Raw genomic sequence first — 24,645 nt, 5'->3', positions numbered from 1 at the left:
GTCATCCGATGAAGTCCTAAGAGCCCGCACGGCGCAAGCCCTGCGGGCTTTTTTGTGCCTGCAATTTGTCCAGCGAAGTCCGAAGAGAACTAATTAAATCCGAACCTTTTAGGCCCATTGATAGGCCCAACGAAAAGCTCTATTGTTTTCGTTGGGCCTAAACGCATGGAGACTCCCCATGGCAAGAAAAACCAAGCCGTTAACCGATACGGAAATCAAAGCCGCCAAACCTAAAGATGCCGATTACCAGCTGTATGATGGTGACGGGCTTACTCTGTTAATCAAGGCCAGCGGTAGTAAGCTCTGGCAGTTCCGTTACTATCGCCCTCTGACCAAGCAGCGAACCAAACAGAGCTTCGGTGCCTACCCTGCGGTTTCACTTTCTGATGCGCGTAAACTAAGAGCTGAATCTCGAGTTTTATTAGCAAAAGACATTGATCCTCAGGAGCATCAGAAAGAACAGGTGAGGAATTCTCAAGAGGCCAAAACCAATACCTTCTTGTTAGTAGCCGAGCGTTGGTGGAATGTGAAGAAAACCAGCGTAACAGAGGACTATGCCGACGATATCTGGCGCTCGCTTGAGAGAGATATTTTCCCGGCAATCGGTGATATCAGCGTCACTGAGATTAAGGCTCATACTCTGGTTAAAGCAGTTCAGCCGGTTCAGGCCAGAGGTGCATTAGAGACTGTTCGCCGCCTTTGTCAGCGTATTAACGAAGTCATGATTTATGCGCAGAACACAGGCTTGATTGATGCAGTTCCCAGCGTAAACATCGGGAAAGCGTTCGAGAAACCGCAAAAGAAAAACATGCCTAGTATCCGCCCGGATCAACTTCCACAACTAATGCAGACTATGCGCACGGCAAGTATCAGCCTGTCCACACGATGCCTGTTCATGTGGCAGCTTCTCACCATTACCCGCCCTGCCGAAGCCGCTGAAGCTCGATGGGATGAGATCGATTTTGATGCTAGCGAATGGAAAATTCCTGCTGCTCGAATGAAGATGAACCGGGACCATACGGTTCCATTATCTGATGGAGCTCTCGCTATTCTGGAAATGATGAAGTCTCTCAGTGGTGGCCGAGAATTTATTTTTCCCAGCCGCATCAAACCAACCCAGCCGATGAACAGCCAAACAGTGAATGCAGCACTCAAGCGTGCTGGCTTAGGAGGCGTTCTCGTTTCACACGGCTTACGTTCTATCGCCAGTACGGCACTCAATGAGGAAGGATTTCCACCTGATGTCATTGAAGCAGCACTTGCTCATGTAGACAAAAATGAGGTACGTCGCGCTTATAACCGCAGCGATTACCTTGAGCAAAGACGTCCAATGATGCAGTGGTGGGCTGATTTCGTAAACAAAGCAGACAGCGGGAGCATTATTACAAACGGGAAAAGAGAGTTAAAACTTGTAGTCTGAGCTTCTAGCTAGATCGGTTTCATTGGTGAGTTTTACAGGTAAAAGTGCATTGGCTCAAGCCAGATAGTCACAACCAACTGCGCTAAACCGCGAATGTGGCTGTTATGCAGAGCCGCAAAAGGAAGCATTTCCTGCCGCGACTGAGCCGGAAGCTGACGCAGAACTTCATGCTGGATAGTGACCTGTAAAACTGTGCAGAAGCGTAGCTCATGATAAAAAACTTATCCATCTGCAACGCATTAATGGTTTCAAGTTCATTGTAGGTAAACCCCAATGATTCACAGTGGCGTATATCTGCTTTCATTCATGAACAGGCCTGTGAAAGTTTCAGGCCTTTATTCAGCACTAGTATACAGAAACTATTGGCTTGGATGTATTAGCTCAAATTTAAGATTCCAGTGTTAACTTGGCTTTCATCGATAACTCTTTAAAAGAGTTACACAATGCTAATAACGCTGCAAGTTATTGCTGCTCTCTCCAGTCCTTATTGTATAACAATTCATTATCGCTCAATTTAAGCACAGTGTGAGTACGCAATAATCTCTCTGCCATCTCCCCAAATTTTGGCGCTTCATCAAATGCAAGGAATATCTGCTTACGTTTCACGGATGCTAATATTCGAATTATATTTCTTGTCGCTAGCACCTCAATATTCTTGTAGAGTACCGAGTCATGGATTATGAATGGTAGATGAGTGAGTGAAAGCATGGCGAGATCAAAGCCAACTAAACCAGCGTAAGCCTTCCCGGTACCAGTATCTTCAGGAGAGATAAAACTAAATGAACTTGCACTTTTTATTCTAAGTTGCGACGCATTTCTCTTCGGTCCATAAACAACTTTATTGAAGCTTTTTAGTTTTTTATTTAGTGAAGTCTCAATATCAAGAAAAATACTGACGTAGATATCTTCCAGACGTTTTTTTGATAAAGATACATCTATCTTAATAGCTTCTTTTTTATCATAAAACTTGTTCTCTTCAGAGGCTTTGTCCACAAATTCTTTTAGCTCAAAAACTCGAGCAAACAAGTCATCAGGTGTTCCTTTGGAGGCTAAACTGGTACGTATATTGTCCTCTAAATTGCTAATTTCAACATTGAGGTTTGATATCTGCTCAGAATATAAAACAAGATCTTTCCTAAGCTCTCTCTGAACTGTTTTACTAATATTTTGGTGAAAAGACTCAACCTGTTCGAGTCGTTTAGCATCAACATTGGGGAAAAATTCCTGCACCAGAGCAATATTAGCGCTTAATCTCGGTGTTATCCCTAAGAGATCTCGCTCAATACGGTCTTTTTTTGTCAGTATTTCGTTTCGTTGGTTAGCCAGATCATTTTTCTGCTGTTGCAATTTACGCAGACTCTCATCGAAAAGTGCTTCATAAGCACTAAGAGCCCCCGTAAATCCCTGCTTTAAAGCTTCAATGGTATTCATCTTACTAGCAATAATATTTTGATTGGCCTTGTATTGAGTTTTATTTATCTTAGGGATTATTTCCTCACTCATCGACTTGGAAATTATTTTTTTTCTTTCATTATGCGCATCCAGAATAGACTTCTCTTCAGCTATATCATCTGAACGTTCAAAAAGATCGATAAGTCGACCGATAGCAACTCCTGCGGCTTCTTTTGCATCAGCAAAAAATGGCTGTTCTGGGTCCAAAGCACCTTTATTCCAGATTCGACTAAAAGGGCTCACCAGTGAACGAAAAGTATTTCTTAAATGTTCTAAACCATATAATTCTTTAAGTTTAGTTGTATATTCCTCAATACTTATTTCACCTGTAACTTGATAGTCTTTAGTACAAATATGAATAATACTAGATTCATTAGTTGAACGACTAAAAAAATACTTCGTTCCATTAAAATTAAATTCAAAAATATAGGTATGGTGTCCCATTGACTTGATAACACCAGCCTTATCTTCCAGCAGTGACGTTCCTCCCATAGCAAAATCAATTATCATTAACGCAGAAGATTTACCAATGGAATTTTTGGCATCATCATCACCAAGAATTACATTCATTCCCTCACAAAAAGATATTTCACCACGATTTAATAATGAACAGATTATTTTAGTCAGCATAATTTATCGTTCCAGTCGAGATATCAAAATCAATCAAACCTAAAACATAAAGGATGTCTAAAGCATGTAGTAGCTCTGAAACATCCTGGAATCTCCCCTCAGTTCTAACTAACAAATCAGATAATATCTCGTTTTTTTCTTCATTCTCTAAAATCACACGCATTTTGAAAATGGTGGACTCTTCAAGAGTTGTAAACTTAGTTGGAATTAGCATCGAACACCTCACAATTTTGAACAAAAAAAGAAGCAAGGATTTGAGATGCTAAAAGAGATTTTCCTGATCTTGAACATATCCATTTTGAGATATAGTTGAAAATAAGATCTTTGTTTTCGGGGTGCTGCCTTTCCATAAGTAGATAATAAGAATTTATTTGATTTTGTAAAATACGTATTGCCGCCTGATCCCGCTGCTCGATAAGACGAATATGGTTTCTGATTGGGACAAAAAAATCGATAACGTTTTTTCGAATCTCTCTCTTTTGTAAAGGACTGATACCGGTCTTAAGCTTTTCGTTAAGTGAACTAACATCGAGTTTAGTCTCAGACAGGTCCCCATAACTTCCGTCATCACTCGCAATAAGATCCAATATCTCTTTAACCTCATCCTGAAGGACATACTGGGATGCGGTAAGTCTTGCCTGCGTCTCGCTAAGATAGCCATCTTTAATGTGACGGAGCCTAGAGTACTCTTCAATTTTAAAATCTTTGTCATACTTTGTGTGGCATGTTGGGCACAGTAGAATCACGTTATCAAGAGCATTAATATCATCTGGGGCTGGATATTGTTCCAAAGCTTTTGCTTGTGCTGGATTCGGGTTTAAAGGATAAATGTGAGCAATCTCATAACCGATAGTTGGATGTTTAGAGTTTGCCTTTTTAAACATCATGGATAGTGTGCAGAGCGGACAACATCCCCCCGTTTCCCCATACAAAATGCTATGCTCGTTAGCATGGTACTTGATCCTTGCATTGGCCATTTCCTAAATCCCGTCCGATTTATTTAGATGTCCTTACCGTCATCTACGTTCAAATAAGTGCAACGAGAGAATGAGTCTCGCGCCACCGAAGACTTACAACTCAGCGATCCAGTATCAATACAGACTATTGATAACTCACTGAGTTTACTTCTAATCTCTTAACAATAAAAATAAAGATCCCAGAATTTGTAACCCAGTGCAAGAACAAAATCAGAACAGATCCTCCCCAGAGAGACGACTTACAATCGATATGAGCATTCCGAGCATATGCTACATTTTAAGTGCATGGGGTGATCCGTGGTGATTCAATAGACTTCTTGTAACGGCCTGCATCGATGGGTGGTCTGTCTGGTGGTATTTTTAGCTTATCAGTCACGGCGATCCCAGTCAGAGGGCCGATAGGGCAGACGAGACTCGACTGGCGTTCTTTGACACTGGCCTAAATGATGCGGAAATTACTCCGGGCCGTATCAACTTCCTGCTTTCTGATACCTTTACCGCCCGTACAGGCGGAGTATGTGCAGAATACGGCTGATATCGTCGATAGCTTTCCGCAACTGCGCCTGTGCAGAGGGAAGCAGTTCTTCTGGCCGATTTCCCCGTCTGTTGTTCGCGAACCGACTGCTTCTGAATATCCAACTGAGCAATCGCCTATTTTTCCTGAATTTTCAGAGATCTAGTATCGAGCGGCGCCACGGCTTGCCCGGCTTTTACATAATTACTTGCATCAACAACCAGTGAGTTGGGTGATTCTATAAATACAGAGGGAGCAAAAAATTCAGTCTGTGAAGCGGATTGTTGTTCAAGCAGTCGGGCTTTCTGAATATGATCCCCGCCTACTTCCGTGCATATTGAGTGTGGTTGCACCCCGCATGATGGTGATGGTGATGGTGATGGTGGAAGATAATCTCATGCCAGGACCTGTACAAGAGCTTGTTGCCATGCAAGCCAAAGCGCTCACTACTCACTTTAAATTATATTCTCACTGGCTGGGTTGAAAGCGATACGTGAGCAGAACAGTTAATAATTTTCTATAAGAATCCATTAGCCTAAGCACTGTAAAACAACCTAAATCACGAGTCCTAAGGGATATCAATATCCGCTTCTGGCACGAACTGAACAGAAGGTCCGCTCCGAACCAATAGAAAATTAAGTTACTCAGGCCGTTAGAATCATTGTGGTGACATCACTCGTAGAAACTTTTATTACTCAGAGTGGAAGCGGCCACAGGTCCCCCACCGTTTGAACAAATCGAAATTGACTAAATAGCAGACAGATTCATACGTAATTTACTCTTTAGTTATACCCTCAAACTTAAGTGCTTCTTCATAAATTCTATCAAAACCAAAATGCCATGGCTGTATCATGGGATATTTAAATAAAAGTTCAATGTAATACTTAATCTTAGTATAATTATCTTTTTTTATAGTTTTATGTCGCAGATACAAACTTCTTGCCGATATACGAAAACCAAAATCATTAAGCTTAAATTTTATTTTTTCTGATATCGTACCGCCATTATTCTCAGAATAATAAATTGCTTCCTCTGGTTCCTCCCACCTAGATAATTCAATATAAAATGCCCCAAACCTTCCCAGCCAACTCCCTTGTGTACCATCAAACATTCGCTTGTGAAAAAAATACTTATTTATTTTTTCAAGCAACAACTTAGCACTTTCCACCAAGGTGCTTTTATTACATGGGAAACTCACAAAAGTATTTTCTTTCTCTTCTAAAAAATATGTATCAACATACCTCTTATAATAATTTGATATATCCTTGCGTTCTGCGAACGATGTTTTTGAATCAAAAACTGGCAAATTAATCACATGATTATCATTGAAATGCATTAATATCGATTGTGATCTTTGCAGCATTTTAAACTCAAAAAGTAAACCTGCACGAATGAACTGCAGTGACACTTCCGGATCTAATTTCTTTGCAAAAACATCATCTTTAAATGTATATTTTGAGCATGAGATAACACCGATACTAACCAGTTCTCGATAAAAATCAAGAGGGGCATCAGGATACTCTAGTGCATAGCAACACTCGGTAAGTTGATATCTGATAAAATACGGCATTGTGGTTAATGCTAAAACCTTATCATTAATTAATTCACCCGCTATTCGTTCTAGAAAAATTTTTCCTACACCATTAATATCTGCAATATTGCAAAGTATAGACAGGCTCACTTTCTGAGTCGATTCAAAAACTTTCACCCAGCTTGTTTCTCTATTAGGATTTCCGTTTATAGAGCCCCTCTCAGCGTCAATCATTTCCGAAACACATTTATTATCAAAAGATAAATAAATCTCAAGATAAGCCAGCAAATAATGTTTGGCTATCTCTGCCTGCTTTCCAAACATTCTCGCTTCCAATAGCTTTCTGTCGATAGCGTCATGAATACGGGGATACCACAACTGTGCAGCAGGCTCACAGCTTATGAAGCCCATCATAACTTGGTTGAAGTGGAGATAATCAATAGCGTCAAACGCGGCCCTTTGCATAGCATTTATTGATGGCATAGTCTAGTGTCAAAATAAGTTTTAATTTTAATGTCATTTTAGACACTGCTGACCTTCATTACAATCCTCATCACACACCAGCGTACTGGCCAAAACGTTAACAACAGCGTTCCATTATTAACAATAACTTATTAAATACATGTGGTTAAGTGAGGATAAAAATGACTATTCACTCTCAGCACCTGAAAATTCTGCGTATGTCTGCTCTTGAAACCAAGCTAGGTATCAGCCGTTCCACCATATACGACTGGCTCAACCCAAACTCGCCACGTTATGACCCTACGTTTCCAAAACAGCAACATCTGGGACGTAAGTCTGTCGGTTGGCTGGAATCAGAAATTGATTATTGGCTTTTACAACGAAAAATCGGAGTGCACTTAAGTGCTACATATCCTCTAATACAGAATGGCGTCTGAATCGATTCCGACTTGGAATCCTGCCGGTTACTACGGGAATTAACTCTTTCTTACGCAGTCTTCGTTGCGGATTTTTTCCCAACGGAGACATCGACGTCAAAAATAGAGAAAAGTTAGTATTAAGATGAACACATCCCCCCAACAGCTAAATACTGAGCACAATGATGAGTGAACCACGCCCCTAAAGCCACAATACAAACTGAAAGAAAAGTATGGTGTTCTCATTATCGAAATACAGCAACATGTCTGCATTCGCAATGAAACTTTCCATACGCTGCGCCCCCAACTCAGAAAGCTGCTGACAAACATAAATAGCCAACCAGTTCAAAAATACCGAAGTCAGGGTCGCACGCAGCGCTTCCAAGCTTATAAAGAAATTGCGAAAGATGTCTCTTCAGATGATGAGTGTGATCTATAATTTTTAATATCTCTGGGCTATGGTCAAGCTGGAGCAACGATTTATAAAACAGGAGAAGAAAGGCAAAGCAGATATATACCTGCTTTGGAAATCGCGAGGAATTTAACCTTTCGGTGGAAAACCATCCTTTCCATGGGAATCCTTATCGCGGATTTGTCCATTTGGTCGGTAAATAACCAGTTCGCTTTCCTAGTTACTGGCAATCGTACGACCAGCGTTAATTGCTTCCTGTTGCGTACGGTGCATTGAAGTCACACGTTCGTTTCCTTCGCCACGCACAGCCCATTTTCCGTTGTGTGGTACTCCCATCTGTATTACCTGCCGAGTGATAACTCCATATGGTGCTAGTGGAGAGTATAAGCACTACATATTGCGTTTCGTTTGCATCCGATCACATTACTGAAACTATGTGGTATTGTGCCTACTACCTCACGTAACTAAGCATAACCGCTAGGAATTAATACTGGCTATATCACATGAGCTTTCTCGTGAGCTGTACATTTCCGTTCGCTCTTTTGCCAAGTAACAGATCCATGCATTTGCGTCAGCCTCTGCTCCCCACAAGGACTAAGCATCATCAACAGCATAAGCTTTATGTACAGCTTCTCCTCCTTACAGGATTCACCATTTTGGGGATCTGTTAAAGAGCACGTGATTTTCGGTTCCCTTACAAACACCGGAAAACATTATCCGATTTCCCGGTTATTTGAAGTATCCACCATTTTGCCGAGTGATAGGCACAAGGCCGAGTTAAATAACCAAGCCCCGATTTGATCGTTGCAGTGCTTTAAGTAGATCCTCAGACATAGCGGACAATCGTGGCTCTGTGTCCAGCGACTTCAGACGGTCAATAACACTTGTAATTGGACCGAGTAGGGGCTCGATATTATCTGCTCTCAGAGATCGGTAGTTTTTTATTACTGAGTTCCATGCATATCCCCTTAGTCCATAAAGAAGATTAACAAATCCGTCATTACTTAGGGTCGCTTGAGTGATCCAGACGGAGACCTGGTCGTTTGAATCAATATCACGCCAAGAATACAAATAGCCGCACAGATCTTGCTGACTGAAGATAGCATTCAGCATATCCTTTGAACTCATGCGAATCGCCAGAGCTTCCCGCAGGCCTTCCACCTCAGTTCCGGACAAAAACTGCTCTTCTTTCTCCCATGGACGATTGCCCCTGATCCCGTGAGCCCATAGTAGATCACGCATACATTGCGCCAGCCAGCCTCTCGCGTCTCCCTCAAGAAATAGCTTTCTGAGTAACCAAAGACCTCTTTGACGGTGCAGTGAAAGTATCCTAATAAGGAGATTGCAGACTTCCTGCAACCCAGTAGCATTACCGGAGTCATATCTGCCTTTGGCTCTTAGTAACTCGTTGACCTGATCACTGAAGTTAAAGAAGAACCATAAAAGTCCCTCACACTGTTTAAAGCTCAGAGTAGCGGTTCTACGAGCCGTCAATCGACTGAGAATGTGGTCATACCAAGTAACTTGAGTGAGGCTAATCTCTCGGATGCTACTTAATAGCTCAAACGCAAGTATTTCCCACTCCTCCGGGATACCGAACCTGAACAGTAATTCATCCAGCATATGCGGAGGTAGAACATTTTGCGGGGCCGAAAACGCAAAATAGTAGCGCCAGTAAGCTGTGCTGCCGAGGCGTTTGTGATTTAGCCGTGATTCATTGCTCACTTCTGCATCTCGGTTGAAGAGATATGTTTCATCGGCCAGCTCAACAATCCCGGGCACCCAGCTTCCAAGCTCATCCAGCGAACCTGGTTCCGGAGAAACATATTGAGCAAGGTTGTTTTTAAGCTCTTCTTTCAACCTATTTTGTTCTGCATCTGTAAAACTGAGCTCACCAGAAACACTGACGAAATACTTTGTAAGGTATTTTTCTATCCAATCATACAGCCCCGGGTTCGTCACTCGAACAAGTTGTAGAAGGCACAAATCCGGGAAGTATACATAGTCCCTGATATCGGCATAGCGGAACGCTAAGGCACTGAGTACAAGGCTGACTTCTCGTGGCGTTGTGAGCTCCTGACCATAGATCAATGCGGCTTTATGTAAATCGGCATGTTCGGCCTCACTTGGTATATCGTTGTTTATCTGTTCGTACAACTCAAGCGTACCTCGTAGCAACTCTCGCTGTAGGTCGAAAGACTCGTGATGTGGTAGTGAGAAAGATAATGGGATTATTTTCTGCAGAAACAGGCGTCCGTCAGATACCTTGAGCTCCTGCTCAACGGCATGGGACAGAACGCCTGGGTCATAACATAGGATATAGTGGAAACCGGAAAAATCAGCCACAGCCTTTACCATACGTAGTACGTCTACGGCCTGTGCGGGCTCCAGCCTGTCAAGATCGTCAATGATGACAATAAAACGGAGGCCTGATTTTGAAATACCATCTTCAATACGTCGCCTCAACTGCTCTGTCGTATCCCTGTGTACCGATAGGTCAAGTTTTGATACAGTTTCCATACCATGGGAAATAATACCTAGTCCAGGGATGAAATTACCGCCAAACTCTGCCAACGGGGCGAGACGGCCAGATGCCTGTTGGGTATAGTCGAGCAAAGATTTCGCTAGGGGCGAGGCTGGAATTTTCCGCACCCATTGTAATTTTTTTCTCAGTGCAGAATAAGAACGAGAATCTAGTTCATCCAATATTGCCGCGACAGGTAACAACAGAGAGTGTGTCATCGGGGTGCCGGGTGGGCTGAGCCACGGGGAAACAGGCAGAATGTGTGTATCCTCATCATGCTCCGCGTCCAGATGTTTCAGCAGAAGATTCAGAAGGCTGGTTTTTCCAGATCCCCATTTCCCCTCAATGCCAATCACCGTACCGGACGTCTTCTCCAGAGCCAATAGTCGACGAGCAAGGCCCCCAGCCAGTTCATCATAGCCATATCGATCCTCCCCGGCTTCCATGACAGGGTTTTCATTTCCGATAGGGTTGGTCATGTTGAGATCTCCATTCAGACAACGCCGAATTCCAGGCGCGGCTTCTAGTTAGCCTTGATTACAACAGTTATTGACAGGCTCAGTTGTTTATCCCATATACGTCATATCCAGCCTAAATAAGTACAGAGCAACAGTACCAATAAGCACATATCCGCTGTTTATGTGCCGCGCTAACTTTGCTAATTATTCGATAGTGCCGCAGTGCTTTCCCATACAGGACAGATGAATTACTCATAGTTAAGATACCATAGATATTACAGTACCATAACGCCTATCCAGTTCTGTACACCGACGGATTTCAGTCGGACTGATCACCCGTATACGCTCCTACCCTATGCTCACTCATAGCTCAGATCCGCTTATCGCAGTATTACAACCAAAATCCTGCATGCCCGCTCCGATCAGAACGTGTTCGGTTAATTAACATCATTTCAACGTTCATTAATACTGGCTACATCCCATTGAGCGCTCTCGTGAGCTGTATGCTTTCGTTCGCTGTTTCGCAAGATAGCTTAACCGAAATACGAGTCGCTTATAATGCTCTGAGTAATCACTGGCATTTATGTCCAACACATAAACTGGATTATCGGGAAACTCGACCAACGGCCTGTATTCATCATAGTCACGTAAATCTAATGCACTCATCCATGCGCCCTGTATCATCCTCCAGAGGCTTTGAGGATTCTCTGCACTCCCTAACCCACGAAAGAGATCTTTATTCAAAAATAAAACAACATGGTAGTGAGGATAAACAGCAGTATCTATTTCTCTCACCCAGAAGTAACGTAAACGACAAGGATGTGCTCGTTTACCTGACTGCTTAAGTCTGTATTGATAATGCGCTATTTTCGCTTTAAGAGAGCTTATAAAGCGACTTAGCAGATCACCTGATATATTAGGGGTGCAGCGAACTGAATCATGTGTAATCCATTCAGGAGATAAACGCAGGTCAATTCGTATTGCTAATGTCCTTGGGTATTCATTCTGTGCTGACTGCAGTACATCCCCCAACCGCTGTAGATAGTGTTGATTAAAAGGAGCCTGACGTAAATCAAGATATTCAAGGGGGAACATATAATACATCCTTTGTTGCATATGCAATTGTTAATGAGTTTATTGAAATGATTACTACAGATAATCAACCTGAATAGTTCTTAGTGAGAATATCCAGGTATAATTTATCAACAGACGATATCCAGCCATCACTGTCCGTGTAAGTACAGGAAAGTGCTTAATAACTAAAATACGTTTAATTATAAAATAACATCTGCCTTCCATTGTTGTGGTGATTGTAATTAATCAATATCGCTGTGTATGTAGCAGGCAACAGCAATTACTATACCAACTAGATATAAACATAAACATTTCGTTCTTGTAGTAATGCACAGTATTCACATGTCATGGCTGTGTATTACTTATCTGCTCACCAATGCATGTCGATACATGAATATATATCTCCTGTAGCTATGCATTGTATGTACAGATGCATGATAATCTATACAGATACACTGCTGTATATAATACTATTACCGACACCAAACACTATGAATTATCTATCACTCTCTTCTCTATATAGCAACATCAGTTTTCAATTAAATTTGAGAGGTATATTACTCTTAAGTTAAGAACTCGAAAAATAAAACAAACTCCGACTATACACCTCATGTTTCTGACTTGAATTCTTATTCAATATGGCCATCAGTTACACATTTCAACCCAAATACAAAACCAGTAGTTTCAAAGGTTATAAGATCAATAGGAAATAAACTTCATCTAACTTTCCCCTCCTTACCTTGCGATAAACTGCGATAGTCGCAATTTGTAGCAATTCAATAGTATCTGTACGCCGGATTTTTTGTAAAAACATTGTTACTAAAGTTTTTTCCTTTATACACCAGCCTTGCCCCGCTCATTGAGCAATTAATATCGATTACACCTTCACACTCAAGATTATCCATCACCTTAGTCAGCAATGTTCCTTTGCGCAGAATATTAGGTCCATTACGCCTAATATCATTATATCTCAGAGAGTTATAATCGGTTTTTGAAAACTCACGTCGGAGCCATGAAATCAACAATGCTTCATAGTAACCGCCCTCACAACCAAATAAATCAATCGCCTGTTCCATATACCATTCACATAATAGCCAAGCCCCTTCAACATACTCTTTTCTTATTAAAGTATCCCCTTCAATAAAGTAAGAAAACAAGGCTGATAATCGTGCTACGTTGTTAGCAAGTTTTGAAGCAAAGTCACTCATGTGAGCATAGTGTTCATCTGGCCGGATACGGCATTCAATTTCATTATAGATTGTCTCCCACTCATGTTGTGCCGAAAGATCGAATGACAAACATCTCTGCTGATTAAGTACAACTGGTGTATGTGTCTCATCGATTAATGCCTTCAGGCGTAAATGGAACTGTTCAAGGAATTTCATATTCGCAGGCTGTTTTCGAATAAATCGATCCCCTTGCGTAGTTAATGTCTCATCAATAACAACAGGTAAACAACGCGCAAAAAACCCACTTCCCCGGGCTTTTTTCCCCTGACGTTTCAGATAGAGATCGAATGGCTTATTTTGCACCATGACAGATAATGTGACTCGGCCACTTTCAATGGTAAAACTTTGTGCTGTTTTGCGCTCAACACGGAAATCAACTCCATCCCACATTGAATTAATAAAACTTAAATCATTCATTACTTGTCTGTCCAGAATATTAGCCCCTTCATCAGCAATGAGTCCAACATGTGGGGAATGACTGTACATCGCAAATTGTAATGCCTCGGGAGTAACATTATTATAAATGCATTGACTGATTTTAGAGCGAACTGGTTTCTCTGCTTGTAATTCTCGTAAACGTATTGTTTCTTCTTCGACACATTGTCCTTTCATAACTTTTTTCTTAATCAATTGTAAGACACTCTTTTCTTTTATGTCCCATACCTGCTTCTCAAGCCCATAAACTTTCTCCGCCTCTTCCGACTTTTTTAACAAATGAGCATCATGCTGATAGAAAGGTCGCAGTACCATCCTGTCCACCGTCGTCTTTCTTTCACCTGAATTGGCTATAACTAATGAAAATAGTGATACTGGGGAACATACCGTTTCATTTATTTTTATATTAATAAAACTCTGGCAGGCCAGCGACATAGCACTAATCACTGATGAAGATATCAGTTCTATCGGTGCCTGTGTATGATCATGGATGTCATAAATAGTTTCACGGATTTTTTCAGGAAAAGCGTCAAGTGGAAAACGGAACATAACTTCCTCATTGGTTAAGTGCTATTGAATACAGACAATAAATCGCAACTACAATCGCAGGTCAATCGCAAAAAAAATATCGGAACGCATTAATCGGGTTAGGACAATTAATTTACAAAGCGATGTGCCAGAATCATGTAGGGTCACTTAAAAATATGAAAGATCATCAAGTTCATGTGACATATCCCCCTTCTAAAAACGTTCACAAAATAAACAAATAATATACCAGACCAACTTATAACCCTTTCAAAACTTGGCTTTTAAATATTTCATAAAACTGAATCTCGGTGTAAACCACTGTCAGCGTTTATGGCCGAAAAGACAGAAAATCGCTCAAAAAGCGAGCTTACCCTACAACCACCAGTAGACATGATCATTTCTAGTTTATTCTTACTTATATATTACCTCATTGAATAACCACACTTCTCGTTCATCAGGCCATCCTAGAGGATGGCCTGTTTCGTGTCAGAGGAATTATCAATGAAGCAACTGTCAGGATATCAAATCATTCGTCGCCATTTACGTCGCTATCCCCGGGTATTACGCCACACCCTGATTAAGGAACTGAGTCAGTTAATTACTTACGAACCCGTTATAGGCATTATGGGGAAAACAGGTGCGGGTAAATCGTCGCTCTGTAATGCCCTGTTCCGCAGTGAAGTCTGCGCGGTCAATGCTATCGAAGCCTGTACCCGTGAACCACAGCATGTGCGTCTGCAATTCGGCCAGCACTATCTCACGCTGGTAGACCTTCCTGGTGTGGGTGAAAGCCAGAACCGGGATAGTGAATATCGTGAGCTATATAAAGAGCAGTTACCAAAGCTTGATATGGTGCTGTGGGTGCTAAAAGCCGATGACAGGGCCTTCTCGATAGAAGAGCAGTTTTATCAGGCAATCCTGGCGCAGTGCGGTAGCACCATGCCACCGGTACTCTGGATACTGAATCAGGTTGATAAGGTGGAGCCATCCGAACTATGGAACCGGCATTCCGCGACGCCATCTCCCGACCAGTTTGAGAATATCAAACGTAAGCAGTGGGCCGTTGCCAGCCAGCTACATATAGAGGAAAAGGACATCATTCCGGTTTCCGTAAAAGGGCGTTATCACCTGGCCCGTGTTGTGGAGCAGATGATAAACCGCCTCCCAAAGCAGGCACGCAGCCCGCTGCTGCCTCATCTGCATCAGTCTTACCACTCCACTCCCGTAAGGGAAACCGCCAGCAGCAGCTTTGGCGACGCCGTTGTCGATACCCTTGACCAGGTCATTGAGAGTGCACCATTACCGCTGATAGCCCGTAAAGCTCTTCAGGCTGTTACGCATACTGTTGCCCATGTGGCCCGCAGCGTCTGGTCCTTCTTTTTCGATTAGTTTTTCACGTCTGACGATAAAGCATTTTGCTTCTACATGATCGATTTTGTCGATCGTTCCGATCTGCTTTATTCATTATCCCTTCACTCACTCGGGTTATAAAATCGAGCTGAAATGCTGCTATCTGATTGAAATAAAACAGATATGGATATGCACATCCAAAACACTATAAGGAGATGACATGCCACTGGTTTTGTTATGGATTTTTCTGGCCGTCGTGCTGGGTTTTCTGGCTAAGGGGGCCGGAAGGTCATTCTGGGGATGGTTCATTCTCGCGATGATAATCGACCCGATTCTTGCCGGGTTGCTCTTCTTTCTCATTGTCAGAGACTGAGGTTCCCGATGGCATTCCCGCACCGGCTGGCACGGAAAATCTTCCGCTGCTTCATCATCAACGTTCTGCTCACGATATTCATCGTGTTCGCAATGATTTCCCTCGTCGACACCTTTGGTGTGTAAGGAGTTTTAAATGAAAAAAGTTATCGTGCTTTCCGCATTACTGATGTCTTCAGCCGCTTTTGGATTCGGTAGTACTGAGAAATGGACATCAGGCTGGGGACAGGGAGTATCGGAGTTTATCGTGCTGGGTAAGGGGCAGTCCTCGCTTTATCTGTCCTGCGAAGATAGTGCCTCCCGTGCTGCCACCGTGATATTCACCGATATTCATGGCAATCAGGTTAGCAGCGATACGGAAAAACAGCTGGAAGTGAAAATCGACAACAACGAAAAAGTGGAGATGGGAGACAGTGAATCACATGTTGGTTCAGACAATTTTGGCTTTGGCTGGAACCAACTGCGTAAAGGCAAAAAAGTGATTGTTTCAGGGGATGGTGTGAAGGCTGCTGTCTTTACGTTGCAGGGTGCCTCTGGAGTCATTCCTGAATTCGGGACGAATGGCTGTATTTCTGGATTTGCTGCTCCATAACCCCCCACATTATCGACAAATTCATCCTCCCGAATAAATCTCCCGAATAATAAGGAAATCAATTATGACCGACATCACCACGCTTGGGGCTCGGCTGAACACGAAGACGCTGAATTTTGTTTTACTCTCATTCGTCACTTTCGGTATCTATCCACTGATGTGGCTTTATCGTAAACAGAACATCATCATCGACACCACGAAGGTTTCGTTTTCCTCTGACCTTTACGTGCTGTGGATAGCCATCTGCTACGGTATTTCACGCCAGTTGAGCGTCATGGGCACCACCGATCAGGAACTCTATGGCTATGACCCGACTATGGATGCCATTGCCATGCTCGGTGGTGTGTTGTCCATTGCCAGCGCTGTGATGTACATCATCTGGGCCTTTAAAGCACGCACGGCTCTGCAGGGCTATGTGCTGAATACCTTTAAGTTTGAGCTGAAGATGAATATCTTCTATCTCATCATCTTCAACGTGTTTTATATCACCTACTGCATCAATGCGATGCCGGAGGCTTTAGCTAAACACAAAATTATACAAAGTGGATTAACTATAACTCGGCTATCTGACGATACAACCATAACGAGAGAGAATACCTCTTTCAGCACAGAAATGAAGGAATGATGTATCGGACTTCATTGTAGGCCTGTTCTCTTCTGATACTATCTCTCTTCCTGAAACCCTGCTCGAATGAGTAGGGTTTCCTTATTTTCCCCGCCAGAACGATGAATTGAAACCAGTTACTTTAGCCAGAGGAGCCTAATTTAGAGGGGGGCCAAAGTTTGCATGTTTAAGCGTTGTAATAATGACCTCAGTATAGGCGTAGTAATATCAGGTATTCTATAGCATTACTTTTTAGAGGCTCTGTAGCGCAAACCATCAATGAGCAGTGCCACTAACTTACGCGTAATAGATGGGTCTTCATCGCGAGATGACATACACAGGCTGGCTACTGCACGTAACAAATCGCCAGGTGTAGCACTTGCGCTGATTTCGCCAGATTCAATTGCGGCATTCAGTAATTTTTGCAGTGCCGGTTCAAATCTACTGTCAAAATACTCCGGTAGCGCTTCATAGGCCGGATCGCCTGAGTAAAGTGCTGCCGCCAAACCACGTTTTGCCACAATAAAGTCAACATAACGCCCCATCCATTGTTCCAGTGCTTCTGCCGGAGGATAAGCCGCAGCAAAGTCTGATGCTGTATCAGCGCAGGCATCAACCTCGCTGCGAAACACCGCCGCAATGAGATCGGAACGCTGAGGAAAATTGCGGTATATCGTCCCAACACCAACACCTGCTTTTTCAGCAATCTCTCGCATTGGAGCCTCTACTCCGGACGTCAAAAAAACATCACGAGCCGTTCGAATCAGCATTTCGGTGTTTCGTCGTCTGTCAGCTCTTTGTGGTCTTTCAGAGGGTTTTACGGCCATATGTTTCACAACCTTTTAAAAAGATGTTTGACAAACGGAACGCTGATCCGCTTATAATCGGATCAGCGTTCCGTTTAATGCTTTGATTTTATCGTATTGACAGATTTGATACCAGAGCAACAAATTTTGGGGAGAAAACGAATGAACGAAACACGTGTTGCGCTTGTGACGGGGGCAAATCAGGGGATTGGTTTTCAAATAGCAAAGGAACTGGTGAGGAAAGGGGTAACTGTTTTTCTTGGAGCTCGTGACCTGGAAAAAGGGAAGAAAGCAGCTCAGGAGATAGGTGACAAGGCACATGCTCTCCAGCTTGATGTAACTGATGAAATATCAATTGCAAATGCAGTTTCTCATATACGCCTTGCATTTGGCAGGCTGGACATCCTGGTCAACAATGCCGGAATTTCCCGTGCGGCCCAGAATCAGAGTTTTGAAGAGGTTATAAAAACGAATTTGCTCACCGAGGCACCTCTGTCAGATATTCGGGCAGTATACGAAACTAATGTATTTGGCCTCATCGCGGTCACTCAGGCAATGTTGCCGCTTCTGCGCAGAGCACCCGCAGGGCGGATCGTTATTCTGGGGAGTTCCGGAGCTTCCCTTACGCTCAACTCTGATAAAGATAACCCTCACCGTAAAATGTTTGGCAACTATTCAACCTCTAAAGTGGCTGCTCATGGTGTCATGCTGGCGTTTGCACTCGCACTTGAGGATACAAACATCAAAGTTAATGCCGCCTGTCCAGGATTCACATCCACTGCTCTCAATAATTTCCACGGGACCCGAGGAATGGAGGATGCTGCCCGTGAACCTGTTAGGCTGGCTCTGCTTGACGATGATGGTCCGACAGGAACATTCAGCGACGAAAATGGTACGGTTCCGTGGTAATGGCGGAGTTTTATCTGCCAGATGAACCTCTTTGCAAGCGGGCAGAATAGAACCAGGTCAAAGAACGACGGGCCTTAGTTAAAAACGCCTGAAAAGAAAATGACGTGAGATTTACCCCTAGAAGAATCAATAGAATAGCTGAAAAAATATTCAGGAGAAGGATATGATATCTCAAATGACTTCCCCCCCGGCCTATTCGCTGGCAGAGCGTGACCGGCGCTGGACGCTTGCTAACGATATGATGGAGCGCCTGGAACTGGATGCACTGCTCGTGTACGGCGAACATGAGGATGCGGGCCCAGCCCCATTCAACTTCGATACGTGGTTTACTAATGATCGTGCAGGTACAACAGTACTAATGTGCCGTGGAGAACTTCCAGTTTCATTTGTCCCCATGCCACTATACCTGCTGGACAGGCTTGAAACTGAGCGGCGTGGGGGACACCTCTGGATACCCGTAAGCAACATCCTGGTTGGACGTGATGCAAAAACATTGGCAGAGTTTTTACAAAAAAATAGGCCCGAAATCTCCAGGATTGGAGTGATTGGGCTCGCTCCCTATATGCCATGGCACCCGGAAGGGGTTATTCCTTATGGCTTCGTCAAAACACTGAACGAACTTTTTCCTGAAATAACACTTGTACCAGTAGGTGAAGTTTTCGAAGAAATTTGTTTCAGACTCAGTGCTGAACAAATAAAGGTTATCAGGCACTCAGCAACAATTGGTGATGCCATGGTTGATGCAATGGTCAACGTGTGTCGTCCTGGGACATTCGAATCTGAATTATACGCTGCGGGAACTCATGCAGCATTGCTTCACGGCACTACTGTACCGGGTATGCACCTTTGGAGTGGTGCCGAATTTGCAGCGTCCGGACCGCCTTCCTGGACTTATCGACCCTCAGCCGTCAGAGAGCTTAAATCCGGAGATGTGGTTATGGCAGAAGTCTTTAGCCACTACGGCATGCTCCACACTCAGCATCAGGTGACAATAGCGATAGGTGAGGTCCATGAAGATATCGAACGGGCTGCCGCGATTGCGCGTGAATGCTACCTTGCGGGGCTAAGAGTAATACGCCCTGGGGTGAAATTTCGTGATGTGGTGGAAGCAATGCTGGCACCTGCTGAGGCCTCCGGTGGGTGGGTTCGTGGCCCACAGATTCATTCACTCAATCCTTTTACCGCTATCTCAGGCGTCCCTCCAGATTGTCCGAGAGTTGATGGGCTGGAACAGTATCCTGCGCTAGCTTCCATTCCTGTTTTGCGTCCAGATATGGAGATTTGCTCCGGCATGTCATTCGCGTTTGAGCCAAGTTGTGGCTTTGGTCGTAATGTTGTGACCCTGGGAGGCACTGTAGTAGTAAGCGAAACAGGCGTGCTTGAACTTAATCCAAATACGTCACAACTCCTGCGGGTACAGGGATGAAACAGGGCATTATGATGGCGTGAATAACGTAATGAATATATCGCTATCATTTCCAAATTTTTATTATAAGGATTGTATTATGAAATCAGCAACAGGAAAGATATTAGTTACAATTACTTTTGTCGCGATGGTCGGAGGCTGTATTCCTGGTGTGATGGCGTCAGAAAAGACCAGCTTACCTGAAAGCTCTGGAATACAAAACCAGATTACGTCAGTTTATCCCGTTACATTTAAAACAGCGCATCGCTTAGTTGATCTGGAGGTGAAAGTTACAGCGCCGGTTCAAGGCGATAACCTTCCGATAATACTTATTTCTCATGGGCACGGAGCACCATGGTATCTTGGCTCCTATCGGGGGATGGCACCACTGACTGATTATTATGCTGCAAATGGATTTATTGTTATACAGCCAACTCATCAGGACTCCAGAATACTCGGTCTGGACAAAAAAGGCCCCGAAGGGGCTTTGTTCTGGAAATCAAGAATAGAGGATATGGCTTTTTGTATTGATCATCTTGATGAGCTTATTAATTCTGTTCCCAACCTTTCAACGCGGGCGAAGAAATCTGATATCGCGGCTGTCGGCTTTTCCATGGGAGGGCAAACTGTTTCTATGCTGGCAGGAACAACAATGCGCGATCCTGTCTCCGGGAAGAAGATGGTTAAATCAGACCAACGAATTAAAGCATTTGTAACTCTTGGCGCTCCTGGTAATGGCAATGACGTAGCCGAATGGGCTTTGAAAAACTACCCTGCTATTACTGGCGTAGATTATTCGACAATGACGAGGGATGCTTTGATTATTGTGGGCGATCGCGATAAAAACCCTCAATTCTCAACACGGGATGACTGGCGCTTTGATATTTACAAGACTTCGCCAGCCCCGAAAACATTACTGACGTTGGTAAATACCGGGCATATGCTGGGAGGGATTATGGGATATGATGCTTATGAGACATCCCTTACAGATGATGAAAACCCTGAGACATTACTATTTATCCAGAAAATGACGACGGCCTATATCCGTTCCAAACTCAATCCAACGGATAACTCCTGGGCGCTGGCAATGAACGAACTGAATGAAATGGGAATGCCAAAAGGGAAAATAGAGTTCAAGAAATAATAGTCTGATTTTTTATTGTTTTATCTCTCATGAGAGATAATGATAGGTGGCCTTAATAACCATTAAGGCATTTGACACATGACTTACCTCACGCATTTGCTATCAGCCAATACTTATACAGATGTCCAGTCAATATAGGTAAAAAGTATTAACCTTAACTGAATATTCAACACTGCTCCACTCGTAATGTTGTATGCCCCGCTGAAGCCCTGCTCAAATGAGCAGGGCTTTTTCCATTTAAATAATATACAAGGTAAACTCCATGAAATTAGCCAGCCGCTTTGGTCGCGTTAATCTGATCCGCCGCGACCGCCCCTTAACTCATGAAGAGCTGATGAATCATGTCCCCAGCGTGTTTGGGAGTGACAAGCATGAATCACGCTCAGACCGTTATACCTACATCCCGACCATCACCATCCTGGAAAGCCTACAGCGCGAGGGCTTTGAACCGTTCTTTGCCTGCCAGACAAAGGTTCGTGACCAGAACAAGCGGGAGCACACCAAACACATGCTTCGCCTGCGTCGTGCCGGTCAACTGACCGGGCATCAGGTACCGGAGATCATTTTGCTTAACAGTCATGACGGCTCCTCGAGCTACCAGATGCTGCCGGGACTGTTTCGTGGCGTCTGTACCAACGGCCTAGTCTGCGGTCAGTCATTCGGAGAAGTGCGGGTACCACATAAAGGGAATGTCGTAGAGAAGGTGATTGAAGGGGCTTATGAAATACTCGGGGTATTTGACTGGGTGGAGGAGAAGCGAGATGCCATGCAGTCTCTGTTGCTGCCCCCTACGGCTCAGCAGGCGCTTGCGAAAGCTGCCCTGACGTACCGTTTTGGTGAAGAGCATCAGCCCGTCACCGAATCTCAGGTATTGAGTGCCCGCCGCTGGCAGGATGAACAGAATGACCTGTGGAGCGTCTTTAACCGGCTTCAGGAAAACCTGAGTAAAGGTGGTCTGTCCGGCCGTTCAGTGCAGGGGAAACGTAGTCGGACGAGAGCCGTCAATGGTATCGACGGCGACATTAAGCTGAATCGCGCGTTATGGGTTATGGCTGAAGAACTGCAGCAGGCGCTGAGCTGAAGTGAATGTCATCTGGTCTTCTGCCTGGACGACCTAATCTGCCAATACCCCATCTTTCTGTCCCCCGGAATCTATCTCTCAACCGTAAGTCCCCGTTCAGCGGGACCTCAATGATTATCTTTCATAAGGAACATCCCATGAGTCACACCACCAGTCTGTACACGTCCGCCAATACTGACAACGCGGCTCTCATCACCGCTACTTTGCTGCCTGATGCACAGCGACTTCATTTCTGGCCGCAGCACTTTGGCGGTATCTCGCAGTGGATACTGCTGGAGCCCCGTATCTTCGGCTGGATGGGCCGGCTTTGTGAGAATTACAGCGGCGGCATCTGGCGTTTTTACACACTCAGCAATGGCGGGGTTTTTATGGCCCCCGAGCCGGATGATGAGAACGATGAACGGTGGACACTGTTCAATACCATGAATGGCAACCGCACCGAAATGAGCTCCATGGCGGCCGGTATCGCGGCCTGCCTGCTGGAATACAGCCATCATGCCTGCCGAAAAGAATGTGATGCCATGACGGCCCACTATTACCGGTTGCGTGACTACGCACTAAGCCACCCCGAATGCAGCGCCATCATGCACCTTATCGACTGAAGGGGATGACCATGAAACAGCAACTACCGCTGTTTGCCTGTGAATTACCCGCCTCTGCACAGCGAACCATCCTGGAAGCGCTGACTCTACTGGAGCGACAGTTACGTGAACCCGGCGCGGCCTTTACTTCCAGTCACGCCATCCGCGACTGGCTACGCCTGCAGCTTGCCCCACTGGGCCGCGAGGCATTCACAGTCCTGTGGCTGGACAATCAGCACCGGCTTATCGCCGATGACATGCTATTCCTTGGAACCATCAACAGCATAAATGTGCATCCGCGTGAAGTGGTGAAGGCAGGCCTGAAATATAACGCTGCAGCGGCCGTACTCGCACACAATCATCCTTCTGGACATTCAGAACCCAGCAATGCCGACAGACGAATCACAGAGCGGCTTAAACAGGCGCTGGACCTGGTGGATATCCGTCTGCTGGACCACCTGGTCGTTGGTGGAATGGATATCGTCTCATTTGCCGAGCGGGGATGGCTGTAACCCCAGAGGAAAGCAATAGCATGAAAATTATCAGCAAACGTCAGGCGATGGCGATATACCGCCAGCATCCTGGCTCCCGACTGTTTCGCTTCTGTAAGGGCAAATATAAATGGTCAGGCAGTATCTGCCATTATGCTGGCCGCGAGGTGGAAGATATATGCGGCGTTCCGGCCATATTTGCTGAACGTCGTCAGGATCGCAATGGTCCCTATGTCATTATTCGAGGCGTTACTCTCAATTAATCCTTCTCTTTAATCAGGAAAAATAATGAACAACCACTTAGAATCCGGTACCAAGCCGGAGAATCCCGCCTGCCCGCAGTGGGGACTAAAGCGTACGAACACACCCTGTTTTGGTGCTCGTCTGGTACAGGAGAGCAACCGGCTGCACTTTCTCGCTGACCGAGCCGGGTTTAACAGTGCTTTCAGCGACGATGACGCTTTGCACCTGGATCAGGCCTTTCCGTTGATACTCAAGCAACTGGAACTGATGCTCACCAGCGGAGAACTCTCTCCCCGGCATCAGCACTGCGTCACGCTATATCACAATGGACTGACTTGCGAAGCAGATACACTCGGCTCTTGTGGTTATGTCTATATCACTATTTATCCCGACTAGCTTGAACCCCATTAACTCTACGCTTATCTCTTAAACTCATAGAGCAAACATCATGCAAACCTTATCATCATGCCCGACACGGGCGACTCAGCCCTATCTGTCACCCGTTGAAACCTGGCGACGGCTGCTGACTCATCTTTTATCGCAGCACTATGGCCTGACGCTGAATGACACACCGTTCAGTAATGAAACCACCATACGGGAGCATATTGATGCTGGAGTATCACTCAGCGATGCGGTGAACTTTCTGGTAGAAAAATACGGGCTTATCCGTATCGACCGAAAGGGATTTTCATGGCAAGAACAAACCCCGTATATTTCCGTAGTGGATATTCTGCGAGCAAGGCGCTCTACCGGCTTACTAAAAACTAATGTGAAATAAACGCTTAAATACAGAGCAGACTAAAGGAAAGCAAAATGCTAATCTCACAGACGAAGAGACTCCTGTTGTAACCTCCACTCCCCTGCAAAAAACCTGACATTTTCTTTTAGGACCAACAATGGGACCAAAATGAAAATTGAATTGAAGATTACAATATATTTAACAACAAGTTATATAACCAATTCAGACTCCGCCAGCCCACCAAAATTCTCCATCGGTGATTACCA

At 44.3% G+C, this 24,645-nt stretch carries 23 protein-coding genes and 1 pseudogene; 15 read left to right on the top strand and 9 right to left on the bottom strand.

Annotated elements, in window-relative coordinates:
* The first annotated feature begins 178 nt into the window (after nt 1-178).
* Complete coding sequence (locus FDX19_RS17350; RefSeq protein ID WP_137383670.1) at nt 179-1,420, top strand: integrase; 1,242 nt, start codon at nt 179-181, stop codon at nt 1,418-1,420.
* A 462-nt stretch (nt 1,421-1,882) separates the two neighbouring features.
* Here FDX19_RS17350 and FDX19_RS17345 read toward each other — a convergent pair whose 3' ends face one another.
* From FDX19_RS17345 to FDX19_RS17330, 4 genes are all read right to left on the bottom strand, one after another.
* Nucleotides 1,883-3,502 carry a DUF2326 domain-containing protein gene (locus FDX19_RS17345; RefSeq protein ID WP_137383669.1) on the bottom strand — a complete coding sequence of 540 codons (1,620 nt, stop codon included), beginning with the start codon at nt 3,500-3,502 and terminating at the stop codon, nt 1,883-1,885.
* Complete coding sequence (locus FDX19_RS17340; protein ID WP_137383668.1) at nt 3,492-3,716, bottom strand: ABC-three component system middle component 7; 225 nt, start codon at nt 3,714-3,716, stop codon at nt 3,492-3,494. The genes FDX19_RS17345 and FDX19_RS17340 overlap by 11 nt, the downstream gene beginning before the upstream one ends.
* Nucleotides 3,700-4,479, bottom strand: coding sequence for an ABC-three component system protein (locus FDX19_RS17335; protein WP_137383667.1), 780 nt, complete (start codon nt 4,477-4,479; stop codon nt 3,700-3,702). The genes FDX19_RS17340 and FDX19_RS17335 overlap by 17 nt, the downstream gene beginning before the upstream one ends.
* Before the next feature lie 1,289 nt (nt 4,480-5,768).
* Nucleotides 5,769-7,007, bottom strand: coding sequence for a hypothetical protein (locus FDX19_RS17330; protein WP_137383666.1), 1,239 nt, complete (start codon nt 7,005-7,007; stop codon nt 5,769-5,771).
* A gap of 161 nt (nt 7,008-7,168) precedes the next feature.
* On the opposite strand from FDX19_RS17330, the gene FDX19_RS17325 reads away from it, so the two are divergent.
* A complete protein-coding gene (locus FDX19_RS17325; protein ID WP_137383665.1) occupies nt 7,169-7,423 on the top strand; it encodes an AlpA family phage regulatory protein in 255 nt (84 codons plus the stop codon).
* Between the two features lie 520 nt (nt 7,424-7,943).
* On the opposite strand, the pseudogene FDX19_RS17320 reads toward FDX19_RS17325, so the two are convergent.
* From FDX19_RS17320 to FDX19_RS17305, 4 genes and pseudogenes are all read right to left on the bottom strand, one after another.
* Nucleotides 7,944-8,150: pseudogene (locus FDX19_RS17320) on the bottom strand (DUF2188 domain-containing protein).
* Between the two features lie 441 nt (nt 8,151-8,591).
* Complete coding sequence (locus FDX19_RS17315) at nt 8,592-10,817, bottom strand: P-loop NTPase fold protein (protein WP_137383664.1); 2,226 nt, start codon at nt 10,815-10,817, stop codon at nt 8,592-8,594.
* A 441-nt stretch (nt 10,818-11,258) separates the two neighbouring features.
* Nucleotides 11,259-11,891, bottom strand: a complete 633-nt coding sequence (locus FDX19_RS17310; RefSeq protein ID WP_137383663.1) for an inovirus Gp2 family protein — start codon at nt 11,889-11,891, stop codon at nt 11,259-11,261.
* A gap of 755 nt (nt 11,892-12,646) precedes the next feature.
* Nucleotides 12,647-14,083 carry a YfjI family protein gene (locus FDX19_RS17305; protein WP_137383662.1) on the bottom strand — a complete coding sequence of 479 codons (1,437 nt, stop codon included), beginning with the start codon at nt 14,081-14,083 and terminating at the stop codon, nt 12,647-12,649.
* Nucleotides 14,084-14,563: 480 nt separating this feature from the next.
* Between FDX19_RS17305 and FDX19_RS17300 the strand changes: the two genes are divergently transcribed.
* The 4 genes from FDX19_RS17300 to FDX19_RS17290 all read left to right on the top strand — a co-directional run bounded on the left by FDX19_RS17300 (nt 14,564) and on the right by FDX19_RS17290 (nt 17,001).
* Nucleotides 14,564-15,451 (top strand): GTPase family protein, encoded by an 888-nt coding sequence (locus tag FDX19_RS17300; RefSeq protein WP_137383661.1) that lies wholly within the window; start codon nt 14,564-14,566, stop codon nt 15,449-15,451.
* 181 nt (nt 15,452-15,632) lie between these two features.
* On the top strand, nt 15,633-15,785 hold the full coding sequence (locus FDX19_RS25150; RefSeq protein WP_167809833.1) for a hypothetical protein: 153 nt from the start codon (nt 15,633-15,635) through the stop codon (nt 15,783-15,785).
* Between the two features lie 135 nt (nt 15,786-15,920).
* Nucleotides 15,921-16,376 carry a hypothetical protein gene (locus tag FDX19_RS17295; protein ID WP_137383660.1) on the top strand — a complete coding sequence of 152 codons (456 nt, stop codon included), beginning with the start codon at nt 15,921-15,923 and terminating at the stop codon, nt 16,374-16,376.
* Nucleotides 16,377-16,440: 64 nt separating this feature from the next.
* Nucleotides 16,441-17,001, top strand: a complete 561-nt coding sequence (locus tag FDX19_RS17290; protein WP_137383659.1) for a DUF4234 domain-containing protein — start codon at nt 16,441-16,443, stop codon at nt 16,999-17,001.
* A 224-nt stretch (nt 17,002-17,225) separates the two neighbouring features.
* Here the strand turns inward: FDX19_RS17290 and FDX19_RS17285 are convergent, their stop codons facing one another.
* Nucleotides 17,226-17,807, bottom strand: a complete 582-nt coding sequence (locus FDX19_RS17285; RefSeq protein WP_137383658.1) for a TetR/AcrR family transcriptional regulator — start codon at nt 17,805-17,807, stop codon at nt 17,226-17,228.
* A gap of 141 nt (nt 17,808-17,948) precedes the next feature.
* On the opposite strand from FDX19_RS17285, the gene FDX19_RS17280 reads away from it, so the two are divergent.
* The 9 genes from FDX19_RS17280 (at nt 17,949) to FDX19_RS17240 (ending at nt 24,418) form a co-directional block, all read left to right on the top strand.
* On the top strand, nt 17,949-18,695 hold the full coding sequence (locus FDX19_RS17280) for an SDR family NAD(P)-dependent oxidoreductase (protein ID WP_137383657.1): 747 nt from the start codon (nt 17,949-17,951) through the stop codon (nt 18,693-18,695).
* A 163-nt stretch (nt 18,696-18,858) separates the two neighbouring features.
* Complete coding sequence (locus tag FDX19_RS17275) at nt 18,859-20,121, top strand: M24 family peptidase (RefSeq protein WP_137383656.1); 1,263 nt, start codon at nt 18,859-18,861, stop codon at nt 20,119-20,121.
* 79 nt (nt 20,122-20,200) lie between these two features.
* Entirely contained in the window at nt 20,201-21,244 is a 1,044-nt protein-coding gene (locus FDX19_RS17270) for a chlorophyllase (protein WP_137383655.1), read from the top strand.
* Between the two features lie 262 nt (nt 21,245-21,506).
* Nucleotides 21,507-22,325, top strand: coding sequence for a DUF932 domain-containing protein (locus FDX19_RS17265; protein ID WP_137383654.1), 819 nt, complete (start codon nt 21,507-21,509; stop codon nt 22,323-22,325).
* Nucleotides 22,326-22,462: 137 nt separating this feature from the next.
* Entirely contained in the window at nt 22,463-22,927 is a 465-nt protein-coding gene (locus FDX19_RS17260) for an antirestriction protein (RefSeq protein ID WP_137383653.1), read from the top strand.
* A gap of 11 nt (nt 22,928-22,938) precedes the next feature.
* The gene (radC, locus tag FDX19_RS17255) at nt 22,939-23,418 is read left to right on the top strand and encodes a DNA repair protein RadC (RefSeq protein ID WP_137383652.1); all 480 of its coding nucleotides are present in this window, start codon (nt 22,939-22,941) and stop codon (nt 23,416-23,418) included.
* A gap of 20 nt (nt 23,419-23,438) precedes the next feature.
* A complete protein-coding gene (locus FDX19_RS17250) occupies nt 23,439-23,660 on the top strand; it encodes a DUF987 family protein (RefSeq protein WP_137383651.1) in 222 nt (73 codons plus the stop codon).
* Nucleotides 23,661-23,685: 25 nt separating this feature from the next.
* Nucleotides 23,686-24,036: a type IV toxin-antitoxin system YeeU family antitoxin gene (locus FDX19_RS17245; RefSeq protein ID WP_137383650.1), complete on the top strand. Its 351-nt coding sequence runs from the start codon at nt 23,686-23,688 to the stop codon at nt 24,034-24,036.
* A gap of 52 nt (nt 24,037-24,088) precedes the next feature.
* The gene (locus tag FDX19_RS17240) at nt 24,089-24,418 is read left to right on the top strand and encodes a TA system toxin CbtA family protein (protein ID WP_137383649.1); all 330 of its coding nucleotides are present in this window, start codon (nt 24,089-24,091) and stop codon (nt 24,416-24,418) included.
* Nucleotides 24,419-24,645 lie beyond the last annotated feature (227 nt).

It is taken from the genome of Citrobacter sp. wls619 (assembly GCF_005281345.1).
GTDB lineage: Bacteria > Pseudomonadota > Gammaproteobacteria > Enterobacterales > Enterobacteriaceae > Citrobacter.
Note: the sequence above shows the minus strand (reverse complement) of the source record. Positions and strands in the feature narration are given on the sequence as shown.

Bases quoted from the DNA above. Each gene is read 5' to 3' on its own strand.
- FDX19_RS17350 (WP_137383670.1), top strand. From the start codon at position 179: ATGGCAAGAAAAACCAAGCCGTTAACCGATACGGAAATCAAAGCCGCC.
- FDX19_RS17345 (WP_137383669.1), bottom strand. From the start codon at position 3,502: ATGCTGACTAAAATAATCTGTTCATTATTAAATCGTGGTGAAATATCT.
- FDX19_RS17340 (WP_137383668.1), bottom strand. From the start codon at position 3,716: ATGCTAATTCCAACTAAGTTTACAACTCTTGAAGAGTCCACCATTTTC.
- FDX19_RS17335 (WP_137383667.1), bottom strand. From the start codon at position 4,479: ATGGCCAATGCAAGGATCAAGTACCATGCTAACGAGCATAGCATTTTG.
- FDX19_RS17330 (WP_137383666.1), bottom strand. From the start codon at position 7,007: ATGCCATCAATAAATGCTATGCAAAGGGCCGCGTTTGACGCTATTGAT.
- FDX19_RS17325 (WP_137383665.1), top strand. From the start codon at position 7,169: ATGACTATTCACTCTCAGCACCTGAAAATTCTGCGTATGTCTGCTCTT.
- FDX19_RS17315 (WP_137383664.1), bottom strand. From the start codon at position 10,817: ATGACCAACCCTATCGGAAATGAAAACCCTGTCATGGAAGCCGGGGAG.
- FDX19_RS17310 (WP_137383663.1), bottom strand. From the start codon at position 11,891: ATGTTCCCCCTTGAATATCTTGATTTACGTCAGGCTCCTTTTAATCAA.
- FDX19_RS17305 (WP_137383662.1), bottom strand. From the start codon at position 14,083: ATGTTCCGTTTTCCACTTGACGCTTTTCCTGAAAAAATCCGTGAAACT.
- FDX19_RS17300 (WP_137383661.1), top strand. From the start codon at position 14,564: ATGAAGCAACTGTCAGGATATCAAATCATTCGTCGCCATTTACGTCGC.
- FDX19_RS25150 (WP_167809833.1), top strand. From the start codon at position 15,633: ATGCCACTGGTTTTGTTATGGATTTTTCTGGCCGTCGTGCTGGGTTTT.
- FDX19_RS17295 (WP_137383660.1), top strand. From the start codon at position 15,921: ATGAAAAAAGTTATCGTGCTTTCCGCATTACTGATGTCTTCAGCCGCT.
- FDX19_RS17290 (WP_137383659.1), top strand. From the start codon at position 16,441: ATGACCGACATCACCACGCTTGGGGCTCGGCTGAACACGAAGACGCTG.
- FDX19_RS17285 (WP_137383658.1), bottom strand. From the start codon at position 17,807: ATGGCCGTAAAACCCTCTGAAAGACCACAAAGAGCTGACAGACGACGA.
- FDX19_RS17280 (WP_137383657.1), top strand. From the start codon at position 17,949: ATGAACGAAACACGTGTTGCGCTTGTGACGGGGGCAAATCAGGGGATT.
- FDX19_RS17275 (WP_137383656.1), top strand. From the start codon at position 18,859: ATGATATCTCAAATGACTTCCCCCCCGGCCTATTCGCTGGCAGAGCGT.
- FDX19_RS17270 (WP_137383655.1), top strand. From the start codon at position 20,201: ATGAAATCAGCAACAGGAAAGATATTAGTTACAATTACTTTTGTCGCG.
- FDX19_RS17265 (WP_137383654.1), top strand. From the start codon at position 21,507: ATGAAATTAGCCAGCCGCTTTGGTCGCGTTAATCTGATCCGCCGCGAC.
- FDX19_RS17260 (WP_137383653.1), top strand. From the start codon at position 22,463: ATGAGTCACACCACCAGTCTGTACACGTCCGCCAATACTGACAACGCG.
- radC (WP_137383652.1), top strand. From the start codon at position 22,939: ATGAAACAGCAACTACCGCTGTTTGCCTGTGAATTACCCGCCTCTGCA.
- FDX19_RS17250 (WP_137383651.1), top strand. From the start codon at position 23,439: ATGAAAATTATCAGCAAACGTCAGGCGATGGCGATATACCGCCAGCAT.
- FDX19_RS17245 (WP_137383650.1), top strand. From the start codon at position 23,686: ATGAACAACCACTTAGAATCCGGTACCAAGCCGGAGAATCCCGCCTGC.
- FDX19_RS17240 (WP_137383649.1), top strand. From the start codon at position 24,089: ATGCAAACCTTATCATCATGCCCGACACGGGCGACTCAGCCCTATCTG.